Source organism: Enterobacter sp. E1 (genome assembly GCF_016809815.1).
Classification (GTDB): Bacteria; Pseudomonadota; Gammaproteobacteria; order Enterobacterales; family Enterobacteriaceae; genus Enterobacter; species Enterobacter adelaidei.
The window spans coordinates 200,804-217,594 of record NZ_JAFBJM010000001.1; the positions used below are offsets into that span (position 1 = coordinate 200,804).

Consider the following 16,791-nt stretch of genomic DNA (forward strand, 5'->3'; position numbering starts at 1 on the left):
ACAATGCCCCCCTCTTTTACTGACGTCAGGTTATACGATGAAACGTGTTTCTCAACTGACCGCGCTGGCTCTGTTTTGCAGCCTCGCTTCCCTTTCCTCTCTGGCGGCTGAAATGCCTGACACAATGACGCTGTCTCAACTTCAGGAACAGCACGGTGCGGTGATCGACACCCGTGCCAGCGCCTTTTATAACGGCTGGCCACAGTCGCTAAGCGGCACCTCCGGCCATGAACCTGCCGCGCTCAATCTTTCAGCCTCCTGGCTTGACGCAATGAGCGACGAGCAGATTGCTATCTGGGCAAAACAGCATCACCTTACGCCCGCAACCTCCCTCGCACTCTACGGCGGCGATAAAACAAACCAGGCCGTGAAAGCCCGTCTGGAGAAAGCCGGATACACTCATGTTTCGCTTCTCAGCGATGCCCTGCAAACGCCTGCTCGTCTACAGCGCCTGCCTCACTTCGAGCAACTCGTCTACCCGCAGTGGATCCACCAGCTCCAGCAGGGTAACCCCGTCACTGCCGCTCCGGCGGGGAACTGGAAAGTGATCGAAGCTGCCTGGGGTGCGCCGAAATTTTATCTGCTGAATCACATTCCCGGTGCGGGCTACATCGACACCAACGAAGTGGAAAGCGAGCCGCTGTGGAATAAAGTCTCTGACGACAAGCTGAAAGCGATGCTGGCAAAGCACGGTATCCGTCATGACACCACGGTCATTTTGTATGGCCGTGATGTGTATGCTGCCGCGCGCGTGGCGCAGATTATGCTGTATGCAGGTGTGAAGGATGTCCGTATTCTCGATGGTGGCTGGAAAGCGTGGTCAGATGCGGGTCTGCCCGTCGAACGCGGTATGCCTGCAGAGGTGAAACCTGCCGCTGATTTTGGTGCGCCGATCCCCGGTCAGCCGCAGCTGATGGTGGATATGGAGCAGGCGCGCGGGATGTTACATCGCAAGGATGCCTCGCTGGTCAGCATTCGCTCGTGGCCGGAGTTTATTGGCGAAACCAGCGGCTATAGCTACATCAAACCGAAAGGTGAAATTGCCGGTGCCCGCTGGGGTCATGGCGGAAGCGACGCCACTCACATGGAGGATTTCCATAACCCGGATGGCACCATGCGTAGCGCCGACGACATCGCCAGCATGTGGAAAAGCTGGAATATCCTGCCGGAACAGCATGTCGCATTTTACTGCGGTACCGGCTGGCGAGCCTCTGAGACCTTTATGTACGCCCGGGCGATGGGCTGGAAGAACGTCGCCGTCTATGACGGCGGCTGGTACGAATGGAGCAGCCACCCGCAAAACCCGGTCTCAACCGGCGAGCGCGGGCCCGAGAGTTCCCTCTAAGAATTGAGTGACTTCAACGTCACATAACCGCTCCAGATGCGCGTTGTGGTGGTCAGCCAGCACAACGCGCCGAATACCCACGCGAAAAGCGTAAAGTGCGCCGGAAACAGGCAGCACAGTACAAACAGCGCAATGGTCTCTGTCCCTTCTGTTAAACCACCGATGTAATAAAACGATTTGTGCGCGTAGCCCGGGTTGTCGATATCGTGTTTCGCCGCCAGCGCGGCGAAGGCCAGAAAGCTGCTGCCGGTGCCGATAAAGGCGAACAGCAGCCAGGCGGCGGCCAGCGCATTCTCTTCGGGAGCTGCCAGTGCAAAGCCAAACGGCACCAGGGCATAGAACAGAAAATCGAGAGCGATATCGAGAAAGCCTCCAGAATCCGTCAGCCCTCTCCTCCGTGCCAGCGCGCCGTCCAGACCATCCAGCAGGCGGTTAAATACGATGGCGACAAGCGCGGCAAGATACCAACCGAGGGCCAGAAACGGTAGCGCCAGCACGCCCACGGTAAACCCGGCCACGGTTAATCCGTCGGGCGTAATACCGGGTTTATCCAGCCAGGCCGCCAGCCGGTTAAGGGCGGGCTTTACCCGTGGATGGATATGTCGATCAAGCATGCGGCTTTCCTTTTAGCGTGTCGCACAGTCCCTGCGCCGGGATATCGAGAGCGGCGTTGAAGCGGGCGGAGAGATTTTGAAACGCAACCAGTGCCGTCATTTCGGTAATCGTCTCATCGGTGAAAAGACGTTTGAGGTCGCGTTTGAGCGCCTCATCCACCTGCGGCGGCGTGGCGGTAACGGCCTCAGCGTAGGCCAGCGCCGCGCGCTCCTGCTCATTGAAAAGCGCGGAGTCACGCCAGTGGCTGACGGCCTGGACTTTATCCAGCGCGCCCACGCGTTCGGCAAGGCGCAGACTGTTGGCATCAATACAAAAAGCACAGTGGCATATCTGCGACACCCGCGTCATCAGCAGCGAGCGCAGCACGGGCGTCAGGCGTGCATGACGCCGTTCGAGGAAACCGACAAACAGCGCCACCAGCCAGAAAAGACGCGGCATACGCCCCCACCATCGCGTGGGGTTAAGCACGACACCGAAGTGTTTTTTCTGCATGGCGGCAATCGGTTTTAAACTCGCCGGAAGGGTTGAGATGGGCACTACCCAGGTGGAGGTTTCTTTCACCTGATTCTCCTGATGACTGGACTCTGACAAAGGGCAAGATAATATGGTGGTTTTCGCTTTCAAGTATTGACGACCATGCTTAAAACAGTCGATGTCGTTGCGGCAATCATCGAAAAAGACCATAAAATTTTACTCGCGCAGCGCCCGGCCCATGCTGACCAACCCGGTATGTGGGAATTCGCTGGTGGAAAAGTTGAAGCCGGAGAGACACAACCCGAGGCGCTTGTCCGTGAGTTGTGGGAGGAGCTCGGTATTCAGGCCCAGCCGGGGCAGTATGTGGCAAGCCATCAGCGGGAAGTTTCGCAGCGGTTAATCAACCTTCATGCCTGGCACGTTCCCGCGTTTAGCGGTGATCTGACGGCGCACTACCACAGTGCGCTGGTGTGGTGTACGCCTGAAGAGGCGTTCGACTACGCCCTGGCCCCCGCGGATATTCCCCTGCTGGAAGCCTTTATTGTTTTACGCGACGCCAGACCAGCGGGTTCGTGCTGATCGTGCGCTCATCGCGCTGGCACTGCAACAGGACGCCATCCGCCTTCACCACAGCCCCTTCCGAATAGTTCTGATCCTGATAGATGCAGCACTGATTACAGGGCTGGGCACTTTGCCCGCTGGAGCTAAAGACCTCCGGCGGCACATTCACCTGAACATCCGGGCGAATACGGTCAGCCTGAGCGCCTGCGGTAAACATCAAACATAACGCGGTCATCACGTAACGGTTCATAGACTTGCCTTCCTGTTGTGTTCTGTTAACAACTATAACGGTTAACCGAAGCAGAACCTTTAATTTATCTCGTCATCGCTTTTTGTTATGACGCGCTGCGTATGATTAATTTCCCTTTCCGCATGAATTTCTGCTTGCCTGACAAAGCGGTGCGGGTGGTATAGTCAAAAAAACAACACAAATCGCATAAGCAATAATCATAAAACACCATAAGGGGTTCTTATATCTATGGATCAGACACGTTCTCTGGAAAGTTTCCTTGCCCATGTTCAACAGCGCGACCCGCATCAGAGTGAGTTTGCGCAGGCCGTACGTGAAGTGATGACCACTCTGTGGCCCTTCCTTGAAGAAAACCCGCGTTATCGTCAGATGTCTCTGCTTGAGCGCCTCGTAGAGCCAGAGCGCGTGATCCAGTTCCGCGTGACCTGGGTGGATGACCGCAATCAGGTCCAGGTCAACCGCGCGTGGCGCGTGCAGTTCAACTCCGCCATCGGCCCGTTCAAAGGTGGGATGCGCTTCCATCCTTCGGTGAACCTGTCGATCCTGAAATTCCTTGGCTTTGAGCAGACGTTTAAAAATGCCCTAACCACCCTGCCAATGGGCGGAGGTAAAGGCGGAAGTGATTTCGACCCGAAAGGCAAAAGCGAAGGCGAAGTGATGCGCTTCTGTCAGGCGCTGATGACCGAACTCTATCGCCATCTTGGTCCGGACACCGACGTCCCGGCGGGGGATATCGGCGTGGGTGGCCGTGAAGTGGGCTTTATGGCCGGAATGATGAAAAAACTCTCCAACAACAGCGCCTGCGTCTTTACCGGCAAAGGTCTGTCGTTTGGCGGGAGCCTGATCCGCCCGGAAGCGACCGGGTACGGCCTGGTTTACTTCACTGAAGCCATGCTCAAGCGTCACGGCTTAGGCTTCGAAGGCATGCGCGTCGCGGTATCGGGCTCCGGCAACGTGGCGCAGTACGCGATTGAGAAAGCAATGCAGTTTGGCGCTCGCGTGGTGACCGCCTCTGACTCCGGCGGTACGGTGGTGGATGAAGCGGGCTTTACGGCTGAGAAGCTGGCGCGCCTGTGTGAGATCAAAGCCAGCCGCGACGGGCGCGTGGCGGACTATGCCCGGGAATTTGGCCTGACCTGGCTGGAAGGCAAGCAGCCGTGGGGCGTGCCGGTGGATATCGCCCTGCCGTGTGCGACACAGAATGAGCTGGACGTGGAAGCTGCCCGAACATTGATTAGCAATGGCGTGAAAGCAGTGGCTGAAGGCGCGAATATGCCGACCACCATCGAAGCGACCGATCTGTTCCTGGAAGCAGGCGTTCTGTTTGCACCGGGTAAAGCGGCGAACGCGGGCGGCGTGGCGACATCAGGCCTTGAGATGGCGCAAAACGCCGCACGTCTCGGCTGGAAAGCAGAGAAAGTGGATGCGCGTCTGCACCATATCATGCTGGATATTCACCATGCGTGTGTGGAGTACGGCGGTGAGGCATCGCAAACCAACTACGTGCGCGGCGCGAATATTGCCGGATTCGTTAAGGTGGCGGATGCAATGATTGGGCAGGGTGTGATTTAAGTTTTTCGCCGGGTGGCGGCTACGCCTTACCCGGCCTATAAACTCATGCCGCACTCTTCTTCTTTTTAAAGGGTTTCTTCGCGCCAGCACCTGGCGCAACCATCCCTCGGAACCGCTTCACCGGCGTGCTGCGCGCCTGATCGATCAGCTGATAAAGCGTCCCCACCAGCGGCTGCATAAAGTCCTGATAGCGGCACTGCTTTTCGCTGATTTGCGTCAGCACGGACTCCCAGTGCGCCGTCATGTCTGGCCTTGCCGCCAGCTCAGGCAGCGAATGAATCAGTGCGCGTCCGGGCTCCGTTGAATGGATGTAACGCCCTTTTTTCTCCAGAAAACCGCGCTTAAACAGCAGTTCTATAATACCTGCACGCGTTGCTTCGGTACCCAATCCGTCGGTTGCGCGCAGGATCTTCTTCAGATCTTTATCCTGCACAAAACGGGCTATCCCCGTCATGGCTGAAAGCAGCGTCGCATCCGTGAAATGGCGTGGGGGCTGGGTTTGACGTTCAACCACTTCGCCCTTCTCACACAGCAGTTCGTCATCTTTGGCGACGACAGGCAGCGGCGTGCCGTCGTTCTCTTCATCACGCTCTTTGTTCCCCAGCAGCGTACGCCAGCCTGCTTCTGCAAGGAAACGCGCTTTGGCGACAAACTTGCCTTTGGCAATCTCCAGCTCAATAACGCACTTGCGGAACACCGCGTCCGGGCAGAACTGCATCAGGTACTGACGGGCAATCAGGTTATAAACCTTCGCTTCGTTATCGGTCAGATTGACGTTGCTGGCGCGCGCCGTCGGGATAATCGCATGGTGAGCATCCACCTTTTTATCGTCCCAGCAGCGGTTATGGGTATCCGGGTTCACCGCCGGTTGCGGCAGCAGATCCGGCGCGTGGACGCTAATGGCGTTCATCACCGAATGACGTCCGGCAAAGTGCTCTTCCGGCAGATAACGGCTATCTGAACGCGGATAAGTGATCAGCTTGTGGGTTTCGTAGAGCTTCTGGCAGATGTCCAATACGTTCTGTGCGCTGAGACCAAAGCGCTTCGCGGCCTCAATCTGCAGGGCTGATAGCGAGAACGGCAACGGTGCCGGTTCTGATTCCCGTTTATCGTTATAGCTGGTAACGATAGCCGGCTGACCTGTAATGCGGTTAACCACATGATCCGCGAGCGGACGGTGCAGCAGTCGCCCCTCTTCGTCCTGATACGATTCACAGGCATCGCTCGGCTGCCAGACAGCGGTAAAGCGTTCGTCTTTAGGCGTGACGATATGCGCTTTCACTTCAAAGAAATCTTTGGCGACAAAGTTCTCAATCTCCTCGTCGCGACGCACAACAAGCCCCAACACCGGCGTTTGCACACGGCCCACAGAGAGCACGCCCTGATAACCCGCGTTACGCCCAAGAATGGTATACGCACGGGTCATGTTAATCCCGTACAGCCAGTCCGCACGGGCGCGGGCCAGCGCGGAGACGCACAGTGGGATAAACTCGCTGTTGGCGCGCAGACGGGAGATCGCTCGTTCAACGGCCTGCGGGTTGAGGTCGTTAATCAGGCAACGCTGCACCTGCTGACGCTTTTCCGGTGCCAGTTCCAGATAGTCCAGCACTTCATCGACCAACAGTTGCCCTTCTCTGTCCGGGTCACCCGCGTGGACGATTTCAGTGGCCTCATGCAGGAAGCGCTTGATCACGTTGAGCTGTTTGGTGACCGAAGGCCGGGGTTGCAGGCGCCATTTCTCTGGCACAATGGGCAGATCGTTCAGATTCCAGCGGGCATAGCGGCTGTCGTAGACATCCGGCTGCGCCTGCTCAAGCAGGTGACCAATACACCAGGTGACCACCTGCCCGTTGCCACATTCGATAAAGCCATCGCCTTTGCGATGCGGTTTAGGTAGCACATCGGCGATGGCTCGCGCCAGACTCGGCTTTTCGGCAATAAACAACCGCATCGAATTAACGGATCTCGATCATCGGTCGGCCACCGCGCGCGGTCACCAGCTCACCGATCGCCGTCAGGGTAATACCAAACTCGGCAGCAGTGGCCTGTACCTCTGCTTCGGATTCCGGTGTGACCGCCAGCAGCAGGCCGCCAGAGGTTTGCGGATCGCACAGCAGGTTACGCCATTCTTCAGGCATCTCGCCCATCAAATGACCATAGCTGGCGAAGTTGCGCTGGGTACCGCCCGGGACCGCGCCCTGAGCAATATACTCTTCCACGCCAGGCAGCTTCGGCACATCCTGATACCAAACCTGCGCCTGCACGCCCGCACCCTGACAGACCTCGGAAAGATGTCCCAACAGACCAAAGCCGGTCACGTCGGTCATCGCCTTCACGCCGTCAATATTGGCGAAAGCCGCACCGGCGAGGTTCATCTGGCACATGACTTCCGTTGCCAGCCCTTTGTGCTCCGGTTTGAGCAGGGATTTTTTCTCAGCGGTAGTGAGTACGCCAATGCCCAGCGGCTTGGTAAGGAACAGTTTGCAGCCTGCCTGCGCAGTGCTGTTGCGCTTCACGCGTTCAGTAGGAACCACGCCAGTGACGGCGAGGCCAAAAATAGGCTCAGGCGCATCAATCGAGTGACCGCCGGCCAGCGCAATCCCCGCCTGCTGGCAGGCAAAACGCCCACCCTCGATCACCTCGCGGGCAACTTCCGGCGGGATGGTGTTGATCGGCCAGCCCAGAATGGCAATCGCCATAATCGGCTTACCGCCCATGGCGAAAATATCGCTGATGGCGTTGGTGGCCGCAATGCGCCCAAAATCGAACGGATTGTCGACAATCGGCATAAAGAAGTCGGTGGTACTGATAATGCTGGTGCCGTTACCTAAGTCATAAACTGCAGCATCGTCGCGCGTTTCATTGCCGACAAGCAGGTTCGGGTCGACAAACTTCGCCTGTTCACTGTGCAGGATGGTCTCCAGCACTTTCGGGGAAATTTTACAACCGCAACCGGCTCCGTGGCTGTACTGCGTTAAACGAATGGTTTGCTCGCTCATGGACGTCTCCTGTCATCTCAATCGCGCTATGGTAGCGCTCATTCCATAAAGAGGTAAGTATGACTGTCTGAATTCTGCGGCAGATGCTCAGAATCCAGACAGTTTAGCGTGCGTTATCAGAAACGGCTGACGAAAGGCGTGGTGTCCGGCACGCTGATGGTGCTGGAGGCTTTAAGCTGTGGAGTGCCGAGGTAGAGGAAACCGACAATTTTGTCATGCTCACCGCAATCAAAACCGTCACGAACCACCGGGCTTTCGGTTAATGCACCGGTGCGCCAGATACCGTTAAACCCTTGCGCGACGGCAGCCATTTGCATCGCCATCACCGCACAGCCTGCGGACATTTCCTGTTCCCAGACCGGCACTTTATGGTCTGGCTGGCATTTTGCCACGACGGCGATGATCATCGGTGCGCGGAACGGGGCACTGCGCGCCTTGTCGATACCTTTCTCATCCTGTCCGGCGGCAATCGCGCCCTGCTCCAGCAGCTGGCTGAAACGATCGCGGCCTTCGCCTTCAATCACAAAGAAGTGCCACGGCTGCAGCGTGCCATGATCCGGGGCACGCATGCCGGCACGCAGAATGTTCCTCAGCTGCTCGTCTGCCGGGGCAGGTTCGGCCAGACGGGAAGCGCTACGGCGGTTAACAAGCAGTTCGAGTGCGTCCATTGGTTAACTCCTTTCTTGAAATTTACTCACAAAATTAACACGACGGCAGATTTTGTTACAGCCTGGCAGGCGATTCCTGCTGACAAGTGGCGGTTGGGTCATTACGATAACCCAACATTACCGTCCAGTGGCGACGGAAACAGTCATTTTCTGGTTAGGGAGAATACATGCGAACCCTTTGGCGAATCTTTGCCGGTTTCTTTAAATGGACGTGGAGACTGCTCAACTTCGTCCGCAACCTGGTGATGAATATCTTCTTCATCTTCCTGGTTCTGGTTTGCGCGGGCATCTGGATGCACATCAGCAGTGCAAATCAGTCTCAGCATTCAACGCGCGGCGCGCTATTACTCGATATCACCGGCGTGATTGTTGATAAGCCGTCCACAAGCAGTCGCCTGAGCGTGATTGGTCGCCAGCTGTTTGGCGCAACCTCAGACCGCCTGCAGGAAAACTCCCTGTTTGATATTGTCGATACCATTCGTCAGGCGAAAGACGACCGTAACATCACGGGGATCGTGCTGGATCTGAAAGATTTTGCCGGAGGCGATCAGCCATCCATGCAGTACATCGGTAAAGCCCTGCGCGAATTCCGCGACAGCGGCAAGCCGGTGATTGCCGTAGGGGACAGCTACAGCCAGGGGCAGTATTACCTGGCGAGCTTTGCTAATAAAATCTGGCTCTCCCCGCAGGGCACGGTGGATCTGCACGGCTTTGCCACCAATGGTCTATACTACAAATCCCTTCTCGACAAGCTGAAAGTCACCACCCACGTCTTCCGCGTCGGTACCTATAAATCTGCCGTTGAGCCATTTATTCGCGATGATATGTCCCCTGCCGCCCGTGAAGCCGACAGCCGCTGGATTGGCGAGCTGTGGCAGAACTATCTGGGCACCGTTGCCGCGAACCGCCAGATTACGCCGGAGCAGGTGTTCCCTGGCGCGCAGGGCGTGCTGGATGGCCTGCGTAAGGTTGACGGTGATACCGCGAAATATGCGCTTGATAACAAACTGGTTGATGCTCTGGGCACGAGTGCCGAGATTGAAAAATCCCTGAGCAAGCAGTTTGGCTGGAGCAAAGAGGATAAAAATTACAGCGCCATCAGCATGTATGATTACTCAACGAAAAAGCCGGATGACAGCGGTGACAGCGTCGCCGTGGTGTTTGCCAACGGCGCCATCATGGACGGTCAGGAGACCCCGGGTAACGTGGGCGGTGATACTACCGCGTCACAAATCCGCGATGCTCGCCTGGATCCGAAAGTGAAAGCGATCGTCCTGCGGGTGAACAGCCCTGGGGGCAGCGTCAGTGCTTCAGAGGTGATCCGCGCCGAACTGGCAGCAGTGCGTGCCGCTGGCAAGCCGGTCGTCGTATCAATGGGTGGAATGGCCGCCTCTGGTGGTTACTGGATCTCAACGCCAGCCAACTACATCGTGGCCAACCCAAGCACGCTGACCGGCTCGATTGGCATCTTCGGGGTGATCAACACCGTGGAAAACAGTCTGGATTCGCTGGGTGTGCACACCGATGGCGTTGCCACCTCTCCGCTGGCGGATGTGTCGGTGACCAAATCCCTGCCGCCGGAAGTTTCTGAGATGATGCAGCTCAGTATTGAGAATGGCTACAAACGCTTTATCACTCTGGTGGCAGATTCCCGTAAAAAGACGCCGGACCAGATAGACCAGATTGCACAGGGTCACGTCTGGACCGGTCAGGATGCGAAGAGCAACGGCCTGGTCGACAGCCTGGGCGACTTCGATGACGCGGTGAAGAAAGCCGCTGAGCTGGCGAAGCTCAAGCAGTGGCATGTTGAGTATTACCAGGATGAACCGTCGTTCTTTGATCTGGTGATGAACAGTATGTCCGGCTCGGTTCGCGCCATGTTGCCTGAGGCATTGCAGGCGTACCTGCCTGCGCCAGTGGTGACTGCCGCCAAAGCGATGAAAGCAGAGAGCGATAAGCTCGCGGCCTTTAACGATCCACAGAGTCGTTACGCGTTTTGCCTGACCTGCGCGAACGTCCGTTAAAAACCGTCCCCTCTTCCTGCGAAGAGGGGATTTTTTTCTTTTGAAGAACAAGAACTCACTACCATGCAGAAGAAATCGATTTATGTAGCCTACACTGGCGGTACCATCGGTATGCAGCGCTCTGAAAACGGCTATATCCCTGTCTCCGGCCACCTTCAGCGTCAGCTTGCGTTGATGCCAGAATTCCACCGTCCGGAAATGCCTGACTTTACTATCCACGAATACGAGCCGCTGATGGACTCCTCCGACATGACGCCGGAAGACTGGCAGCACATCGCGGATGACATTAAAGCCCATTACGACCAGTACGACGGTTTCGTGATCCTGCACGGCACTGACACCATGGCGTTCACCGCCTCGGCGCTCTCCTTCATGCTGGAGAACCTGAGCAAGCCGGTTATCGTCACCGGGTCGCAAATCCCGCTGGCGGAGCTTCGCTCTGACGGGCAGATCAACCTGCTTAACTCCCTGTACGTGGCGGCGAATTACCCGATTAACGAAGTGTCGCTGTTCTTTAATAACCGTCTGTATCGCGGCAACCGCACAACTAAAGCCCACGCCGACGGATTTGACGCCTTCGCCTCCCCTAACCTGCAGCCGCTGCTGGAAGCCGGTATTCATATCCGTCGTCTGGGAACGCCTCCGGCACCGAACACCGCCGGCGAGCTGATTGTGCATCCGATTACTCCGCAACCGATTGGCGTGGTCACCATTTACCCGGGAATCTCCGCCGACGTGGTGCGCAACTTCCTGCGTCAGCCAGTAAAAGCGCTAATTTTACGCTCCTATGGCGTGGGCAATGCGCCGCAGAACGGCGAGTTCCTGAAAGAGTTGCAGGAAGCGAGCGAACGCGGAATTGTGGTCGTGAACCTGACCCAGTGTATGTCCGGAAAGGTCAACATGGGCGGCTATGCCACCGGTAACGCGCTGGCGCATGCTGGGGTGATCAGCGGCTTCGATATGACCGTTGAGGCAACGCTGACTAAACTTCACTATTTACTGAGTCAGGATCTGGACATTCAGTCCATTCGCAGCGCGATGATGCAAAACCTGCGCGGCGAACTGACCCCGGACGAATAAGGAGTGCTCATGAAGCAACGCGCCCTGCTACTGGTCGATTTGCAAAATGATTTCTGCGCGGGCGGTGCGCTGGCCGTCGCCGAAGGTGACAGCACCGTTGACGTGGCAAATACGCTGATTGACTGGTGCAAAGCTCGCGGTGAAGCGGTTCTCGCAAGCCAGGACTGGCACCCGGCGAATCACGGTAGTTTTGCCAGTCAGCACAACGTAGAGCCGTTCAGCCAGGGTGAACTTGACGGCCTGGCGCAAACCTTCTGGCCGGATCACTGCGTGCAGCAGACGGAAGGTGCGGCGTTGCATCCGCTCCTGAATCAGAAGGCCATCGACGCGGTGTTCCATAAAGGGGAAAACTCGGCTATCGACAGCTATAGCGCGTTTTTCGATAACGGGCATCGCCAGAAAACAGCGCTGGACGGGTGGTTACGTCACCACGAAATCACGGAGCTGATCGTGCTGGGTCTGGCAACGGATTACTGCGTGAAGTTTACCGTACTGGACGCCCTCCAGTTAGGTTATACCGTCAGCATCATCACCGACGGCTGCCGAGGGGTGAACATTCAACCACAGGACAGCGCCCAGGCGTTTATGGATATGGCCGCTGAAGGCGCGACGCTGTATACGCTCGAAGACTGGCTGGAAACGCAGGCGTAGTCCTTTTAGCCGGGTGGCGGTTGCGCCATCCGGCAATCCCCCCTCCGATCGTCCATAAAGTGAACTCCCTCGCATCCTCAGCGAAGCGGCAATGCTATTCTCCTCAGGTTGTTTTTTCGCCACGCCTTTTCCGTGGCGTGGTTAATTTTATTAAGTCAAAGAGGAACTTGTATGAAACGTTTGCCCTTGCTGGCAGCATTACCCTTGCTTTGCGCGTCACTTGCTTCCGCCGCACCCCTGATGTCCGTGGGCTACTTTAACGGGGGTGGCGATGTCACCGCCGGACCGGGTGGTGATATCAATAAACTGGACGTTCGCCAGATCACCCACCTCAACTACTCGTTCGGTCTGGTCTATAACGACGAAAAAGACGAAACCAACGCCGCGCTGAAAGATCCGGCGAAATTGCATCAGATCTGGCTATCGCCAAAAGTTGCTTCCGATCTGGCCCTGATCCCTGCCCTGCGAAAACAAAATCCAAACCTTAAAGTGCTACTCTCCGTTGGCGGCTGGGGGGCGCGTGGCTTCTCCGGCGCCGCGGCAACCAAAGAAACGCGCGCGGTATTTATCCGCTCCGCACAGGAGATTGTCGACAAATACGGTCTGGACGGGATCGATCTCGACTGGGAGTATCCGGTCAACGGCGCCTGGGGGCTGGTTGCCAGTACGCCTGCCGACAGGGATAATTTCACCGCCCTGCTGAAAGAGATGCGCAATGCCTTCGGGCACAAAAAGCTGGTTACCATCGCGGTAGGCGCCAATGCGGAAAGTCCGAAAAACTGGGTGGATGTCAAAGCCATCGCTCCCCTGCTCGACTACATCAACCTGATGACCTATGACATGGCGTACGGTACACAGTACTTCAACGCCAATCTGTATGATTCCAGCGCCTGGCCGACGGTGGCTGCCGCAGACAAGTACAGCGTCGATTTTGTGGTGAACAACTATCTTGCCGCCGGGTTAAAGCCACAGCAAATGAACCTTGGGATCGGCTTCTATGGCCGCGTGCCGAAACGCTCTGTTGAACCGGGTATTGACTGGAGCAAACCGGATGCGCAAAAAAATCCTGTCACCCAGCCGTACTTTGGGACTCAGGAGATCGGGTTATTTAAGTCTCTCGGCTACGACCTGACCAAAGATACTTACGTGAAGTACAACGATATCGTGAAGAAGCTGTTGAACGATCCGCAGAAGCGTTTTACCGAGCACTGGGACGATCAGGCGAAAGTGCCGTGGCTTTCGGTGAAGGGTGCCGATGGCAACGCGCTGTTTGCGATTTCCTATGAGAACCCGCGTTCCGTTGCAATCAAAGCGGACTACATCAAAGAGAAAGGTCTCGCCGGGGCGATGTTCTGGGAGTACGGGGCTGACGACGAAAACCTGCTAGCGAAACAGCTGGCGGAGTCGCTCGGGATCCCACACAAGTAGTGAGTCAATCAAGCCCTCTCCCGGTGGGAGAGGGTTGCGTGAGGCGCACCGTTATTGCATTTTCATTGTCGCAATCGGCTTCGGCGTGATACCAAAGTCTTCTTTCAATTCGCGCTTACTCTTCATCACCATCTGACCCTGGGTGTCGATAGTCATGTGCTGCGCATCCGTGTTATTGCGCGCCTGCCACAACATCACCAGTTGCAAACTGTTCTCTTTTTGATCCGGGGTAAGCGCAACGCCATCAGGCCATTTTCCCAGTTCTACGGCGGTAACCAGACGCTGATAAATTTCCGGCGTCATACCGTTAATCATGTCATCAATATTCACGATCTCTCCTTTTCAAAGGAATAATTTGCTGAATCGTTTTTTCAACCTTTGATCTGGTCGCCGTTTTCGTCATCGGTAAAGCTCATAGAGGCTGAGTTCACACAGAAACGTTCACCCGTTGGCTGAGGGCCATCCGGGAAGACATGACCAAGGTGCGCGTCGCAGTTTCCACAACGAATTTCGGTGCGCACCATGCCGTGTGAGGAATCTGTCAGATAGCGGATTGCGTCATCGCTTACCGGCTCATAAAAGCTCGGCCAGCCGCAGCCGGAATCAAATTTCGTTTGGGAATTGAACAGTGGGGCATCGCAGACCAGACAGTGGTAGACGCCGTCTCGTTTGTTGTGCAGTAAACGCCCGGTGAATGGCGGTTCTGTTCCGTGATTCTGGGTCACGTAAAACTGCATTTCTGTGAGGTTTTTTTTCAAATCGTCAGGGTTACGTTGGTTCGACATATGCTTACATCTCGCTGTAGAAACAGACATCTTTTAACCCGGATTCTAACAAAACATTAACACCCTTGCGTGCACTTTTGTTCTAAACTTATGTGTCGCGAAAAAGCGGTCAGGCAATTGTGATCTTGTTCACATTTTTATCCTGTGAGGACTTTAAAATCCCGGGCGCAGCCCCCATTTGGTTGCAAGCTCAAAGGGAAAGTGAGGCGAGTCAGTCGCACAAACGTTAGTCACAGGATTGATTTGTCGCAATGATTGACACGATTCCGCTTGACGCTGCGTAAGGTTTTTGTAATTTTACAGGCAACCTTTTATTCACTAACAAATAGCTGGTGGAATATATGACTATCAAAGTAGGTATCAACGGTTTTGGCCGTATCGGCCGTATTGTTTTCCGTGCTGCTCAGAAACGTTCTGACATCGAAATCGTTGGTATCAACGATCTCCTGGACGCTGAATACATGGCGTACATGCTGAAGTACGACTCAACTCACGGTCGTTTCGACGGCACCGTTGAAGTGAAAGACGGCCACCTGGTTGTTAACGGCAAAACCATCCGCGTTACTGCTGAGAAAGACCCAGCTAACCTGAAATGGAACGAAATCGGTGTTGACGTTGTTGCTGAAGCAACCGGTATCTTCCTGACCGACGAAACTGCGCGTAAACACATTACCGCGGGTGCGAAGAAAGTTGTTCTGACTGGTCCTTCCAAAGACAACACCCCAATGTTCGTTCGTGGTGCAAACTTCGAAACTTACGCTGGCCAGGATATCGTGTCTAACGCATCCTGCACCACCAACTGCCTGGCACCGCTGGCTAAAGTTATCAACGACAACTTCGGCATCATCGAAGGTCTGATGACTACTGTTCACGCGACCACCGCTACTCAGAAAACCGTTGATGGCCCGTCTCACAAAGACTGGCGTGGCGGCCGTGGCGCGGCTCAGAACATCATCCCATCCTCTACCGGTGCTGCTAAAGCTGTAGGTAAAGTACTGCCAGAACTGAATGGCAAACTGACTGGTATGGCGTTCCGCGTTCCAACTCCTAACGTATCCGTTGTTGACCTGACCGTTCGTCTGGAAAAAGCTGCTTCTTATGAAGAAATTAAGAAAGCAATCAAAGCTGCTTCCGAAGGCGCAATGAAAGGCGTTCTGGGCTACACCGAAGACGACGTTGTATCTACCGATTTCAACGGCGAAGTGTGCACTTCTGTGTTCGATGCTAAAGCTGGTATCGCACTGAACGACAACTTCGTTAAACTGGTATCCTGGTACGACAACGAAACCGGCTACTCTAACAAAGTACTGGACCTGATCGCTCACATCTCCAAATAAGTTGAGATGAGTGCTTGATCCAAAAAGGCGACTACGGTCGCCTTTTTTATTGCTTTAAAGACAGAGGATTGCGTAATGATTAATAAAATTTTTGCACTTCCGGTAGTCGAACAACTTACCCCTGTGCTCTCCCGCCGTCAGATCGACGGTGCCGATATTATCGTCGTTGACCATCCGCGCGTAAAAGCCTCCGTAGCGCTGAACGGCGCCCACCTCCTCTCCTGGAAACCTGAAGGAGAAGTTGAAGGTTTGTGGCTGAGTGATGCAACCTCTTTCAAAAAAGGGGCCGCGATCCGAGGTGGCGTGCCGATCTGCTGGCCGTGGTTCGGCCCGTCCACGCAACCGGGTTTGCCTTCTCACGGTTTTGCCCGTAACCAGCAGTGGACGCTGAAAGCGCATAATGAAGATGACAACGGCGCAGTGCTGACCTTTGAGCTGCAGGCTAATGATGAAACCCGCGCCCTCTGGCCGCACGATTTCACCCTTTACGCCCGCTTTAAGCTGGCTAAAACCTGTGAAATTGAACTGGAAGCCCATGGCGAGTTCGAAACCACCTCTGCCCTGCACACCTATTTCAACGTGGGTGATATCAACGCAGTGAAGGTGAGCGGTCTTGGCGATACCTTTATCGACAAAGTGGACAACGCCAAAGAAGGCAAGCTCAGCGACGGGATACAAACGTTCCCTGATCGTACCGACCGCGTATATCAGCATCCGGAAGCGTGCAGCGTGATCCACGACGGAGCCCTGAACCGCGGAATTGAAGTGGTTCACCACCATCACAGCGACGTGGTGGGCTGGAACCCAGGTCCGGCACTTTCTGTTAGCATGGCAGACGTACCTGACGATGGTTACAAAACCTTCGTCTGCGTAGAAACGGCTTGCGTGACGACACCGCAGAAAGCCAGCGAAGAAAAACCATCTCGTTTAGGGCAAACCATTCGCATTGTTAAGCGTTAATCTGGTTGCACCACGATAAAGCAAACGGGGCGCTTGCGCCCC

General features: G+C 55.6%; 17 protein-coding genes. 9 read left to right on the top strand and 8 right to left on the bottom strand.

Translation table 11 applies throughout. The annotated features are described in order from the left end of the window. Positions 1-37 precede the first annotated feature (37 nt). Positions 38-1,345: a sulfurtransferase gene (locus tag JGF26_RS01020; RefSeq protein WP_129324500.1), complete on the top strand. Its 1,308-nt coding sequence runs from the start codon at positions 38-40 to the stop codon at positions 1,343-1,345. Here the strand turns inward: JGF26_RS01020 and JGF26_RS01025 are convergent. After that, on the bottom strand, positions 1,342-1,959 hold the full coding sequence (locus tag JGF26_RS01025) for a CDP-alcohol phosphatidyltransferase family protein (protein WP_028017194.1): 618 nt from the start codon (positions 1,957-1,959) through the stop codon (positions 1,342-1,344). The genes JGF26_RS01020 and JGF26_RS01025 overlap by 4 nt on opposite strands. Continuing rightward, positions 1,952-2,521, bottom strand: a complete 570-nt coding sequence (locus JGF26_RS01030) for a carboxymuconolactone decarboxylase family protein (RefSeq protein ID WP_108090171.1) — start codon at positions 2,519-2,521, stop codon at positions 1,952-1,954. Before JGF26_RS01030 ends, JGF26_RS01025 begins: the two co-directional genes overlap by 8 nt. A 75-nt stretch (positions 2,522-2,596) precedes the next feature. On the opposite strand from JGF26_RS01030, the gene JGF26_RS01035 reads away from it, so the two are divergent. Next, positions 2,597-3,013 (top strand): pyrimidine (deoxy)nucleoside triphosphate diphosphatase, encoded by a 417-nt coding sequence (locus tag JGF26_RS01035; protein WP_108090172.1) that lies wholly within the window; start codon positions 2,597-2,599, stop codon positions 3,011-3,013. Here the strand turns inward: JGF26_RS01035 and JGF26_RS01040 are convergent. Next, positions 2,973-3,245: a YnjH family protein gene (locus tag JGF26_RS01040; RefSeq protein ID WP_028017191.1), complete on the bottom strand. Its 273-nt coding sequence runs from the start codon at positions 3,243-3,245 to the stop codon at positions 2,973-2,975. The genes JGF26_RS01035 and JGF26_RS01040 overlap by 41 nt on opposite strands. A 228-nt stretch (positions 3,246-3,473) precedes the next feature. Here JGF26_RS01040 and gdhA point away from each other — a divergent pair, with 228 nt between their 5' ends. Then, positions 3,474-4,817 (top strand): NADP-specific glutamate dehydrogenase, encoded by a 1,344-nt coding sequence (gene gdhA, locus JGF26_RS01045; protein ID WP_134707561.1) that lies wholly within the window; start codon positions 3,474-3,476, stop codon positions 4,815-4,817. Positions 4,818-4,860: 43 nt separating this feature from the next. Here gdhA and JGF26_RS01050 read toward each other — a convergent pair whose 3' ends face one another. The 3 genes from JGF26_RS01050 to JGF26_RS01060 all read right to left on the bottom strand — a co-directional run bounded on the left by JGF26_RS01050 (position 4,861) and on the right by JGF26_RS01060 (position 8,484). Beyond that, positions 4,861-6,768: a DNA topoisomerase III gene (locus JGF26_RS01050; RefSeq protein WP_128348731.1), complete on the bottom strand. Its 1,908-nt coding sequence runs from the start codon at positions 6,766-6,768 to the stop codon at positions 4,861-4,863. Positions 6,769-6,772: 4 nt separating this feature from the next. Beyond that, positions 6,773-7,816 (bottom strand): selenide, water dikinase SelD, encoded by a 1,044-nt coding sequence (gene selD / locus JGF26_RS01055; protein WP_028017188.1) that lies wholly within the window; start codon positions 7,814-7,816, stop codon positions 6,773-6,775. 116 nt (positions 7,817-7,932) lie between these two features. Then, a complete protein-coding gene (locus JGF26_RS01060; RefSeq protein WP_134707560.1) occupies positions 7,933-8,484 on the bottom strand; it encodes an NAD(P)H nitroreductase in 552 nt (183 codons plus the stop codon). A 167-nt stretch (positions 8,485-8,651) separates the two neighbouring features. Between JGF26_RS01060 and sppA the strand changes: the two genes are divergently transcribed. From sppA to JGF26_RS01080, 4 genes are all read left to right on the top strand, one after another. Next, complete coding sequence (gene sppA / locus JGF26_RS01065) at positions 8,652-10,508, top strand: signal peptide peptidase SppA (RefSeq protein ID WP_134707559.1); 1,857 nt, start codon at positions 8,652-8,654, stop codon at positions 10,506-10,508. A 63-nt stretch (positions 10,509-10,571) separates the two neighbouring features. After that, positions 10,572-11,588, top strand: coding sequence for an asparaginase (ansA, locus tag JGF26_RS01070; RefSeq protein ID WP_008500705.1), 1,017 nt, complete (start codon positions 10,572-10,574; stop codon positions 11,586-11,588). A gap of 9 nt (positions 11,589-11,597) precedes the next feature. Beyond that, positions 11,598-12,239 carry a bifunctional nicotinamidase/pyrazinamidase gene (pncA, locus tag JGF26_RS01075; RefSeq protein ID WP_134707558.1) on the top strand — a complete coding sequence of 214 codons (642 nt, stop codon included), beginning with the start codon at positions 11,598-11,600 and terminating at the stop codon, positions 12,237-12,239. A gap of 171 nt (positions 12,240-12,410) precedes the next feature. Further along, positions 12,411-13,667 (top strand): glycoside hydrolase family 18 protein, encoded by a 1,257-nt coding sequence (locus JGF26_RS01080; RefSeq protein WP_134707557.1) that lies wholly within the window; start codon positions 12,411-12,413, stop codon positions 13,665-13,667. A gap of 51 nt (positions 13,668-13,718) precedes the next feature. Here the strand turns inward: JGF26_RS01080 and JGF26_RS01085 are convergent, their stop codons facing one another. Together JGF26_RS01085 and msrB are read right to left on the bottom strand one after the other, a co-directional pair. Further along, positions 13,719-13,997, bottom strand: coding sequence for a YeaC family protein (locus tag JGF26_RS01085; protein WP_028017183.1), 279 nt, complete (start codon positions 13,995-13,997; stop codon positions 13,719-13,721). Between the two features lie 41 nt (positions 13,998-14,038). Then, a complete protein-coding gene (gene msrB / locus JGF26_RS01090; protein WP_028017182.1) occupies positions 14,039-14,452 on the bottom strand; it encodes a peptide-methionine (R)-S-oxide reductase MsrB in 414 nt (137 codons plus the stop codon). Positions 14,453-14,793: 341 nt separating this feature from the next. On the opposite strand from msrB, the gene gapA reads away from it, so the two are divergent. Continuing rightward, positions 14,794-15,789, top strand: a complete 996-nt coding sequence (gene gapA / locus JGF26_RS01095; protein ID WP_014831506.1) for a glyceraldehyde-3-phosphate dehydrogenase — start codon at positions 14,794-14,796, stop codon at positions 15,787-15,789. Between the two features lie 75 nt (positions 15,790-15,864). Beyond that, positions 15,865-16,749, top strand: coding sequence for a D-hexose-6-phosphate mutarotase (locus JGF26_RS01100; RefSeq protein WP_134707556.1), 885 nt, complete (start codon positions 15,865-15,867; stop codon positions 16,747-16,749). Positions 16,750-16,791: the final 42 nt, after the last annotated feature.

What these genes read in the sequence shown, in the direction of transcription:
- JGF26_RS01020 (WP_129324500.1), top strand. Translation starts at nt 38, where the DNA reads ATGAAACGTGTTTCTCAACTGACCGCGCTGGCTCTGTTTTGCAGCCTC.
- ansA (WP_008500705.1), top strand. Translation starts at nt 10,572, where the DNA reads ATGCAGAAGAAATCGATTTATGTAGCCTACACTGGCGGTACCATCGGT.
- JGF26_RS01060 (WP_134707560.1), bottom strand. Translation starts at nt 8,484, where the DNA reads ATGGACGCACTCGAACTGCTTGTTAACCGCCGTAGCGCTTCCCGTCTG.
- JGF26_RS01040 (WP_028017191.1), bottom strand. Translation starts at nt 3,245, where the DNA reads ATGAACCGTTACGTGATGACCGCGTTATGTTTGATGTTTACCGCAGGC.
- JGF26_RS01100 (WP_134707556.1), top strand. Translation starts at nt 15,865, where the DNA reads ATGATTAATAAAATTTTTGCACTTCCGGTAGTCGAACAACTTACCCCT.
- pncA (WP_134707558.1), top strand. Translation starts at nt 11,598, where the DNA reads ATGAAGCAACGCGCCCTGCTACTGGTCGATTTGCAAAATGATTTCTGC.
- gapA (WP_014831506.1), top strand. Translation starts at nt 14,794, where the DNA reads ATGACTATCAAAGTAGGTATCAACGGTTTTGGCCGTATCGGCCGTATT.
- selD (WP_028017188.1), bottom strand. Translation starts at nt 7,816, where the DNA reads ATGAGCGAGCAAACCATTCGTTTAACGCAGTACAGCCACGGAGCCGGT.
- JGF26_RS01080 (WP_134707557.1), top strand. Translation starts at nt 12,411, where the DNA reads ATGAAACGTTTGCCCTTGCTGGCAGCATTACCCTTGCTTTGCGCGTCA.
- JGF26_RS01025 (WP_028017194.1), bottom strand. Translation starts at nt 1,959, where the DNA reads ATGCTTGATCGACATATCCATCCACGGGTAAAGCCCGCCCTTAACCGG.
- JGF26_RS01050 (WP_128348731.1), bottom strand. Translation starts at nt 6,768, where the DNA reads ATGCGGTTGTTTATTGCCGAAAAGCCGAGTCTGGCGCGAGCCATCGCC.
- gdhA (WP_134707561.1), top strand. Translation starts at nt 3,474, where the DNA reads ATGGATCAGACACGTTCTCTGGAAAGTTTCCTTGCCCATGTTCAACAG.
- JGF26_RS01035 (WP_108090172.1), top strand. Translation starts at nt 2,597, where the DNA reads ATGCTTAAAACAGTCGATGTCGTTGCGGCAATCATCGAAAAAGACCAT.
- sppA (WP_134707559.1), top strand. Translation starts at nt 8,652, where the DNA reads ATGCGAACCCTTTGGCGAATCTTTGCCGGTTTCTTTAAATGGACGTGG.
- msrB (WP_028017182.1), bottom strand. Translation starts at nt 14,452, where the DNA reads ATGTCGAACCAACGTAACCCTGACGATTTGAAAAAAAACCTCACAGAA.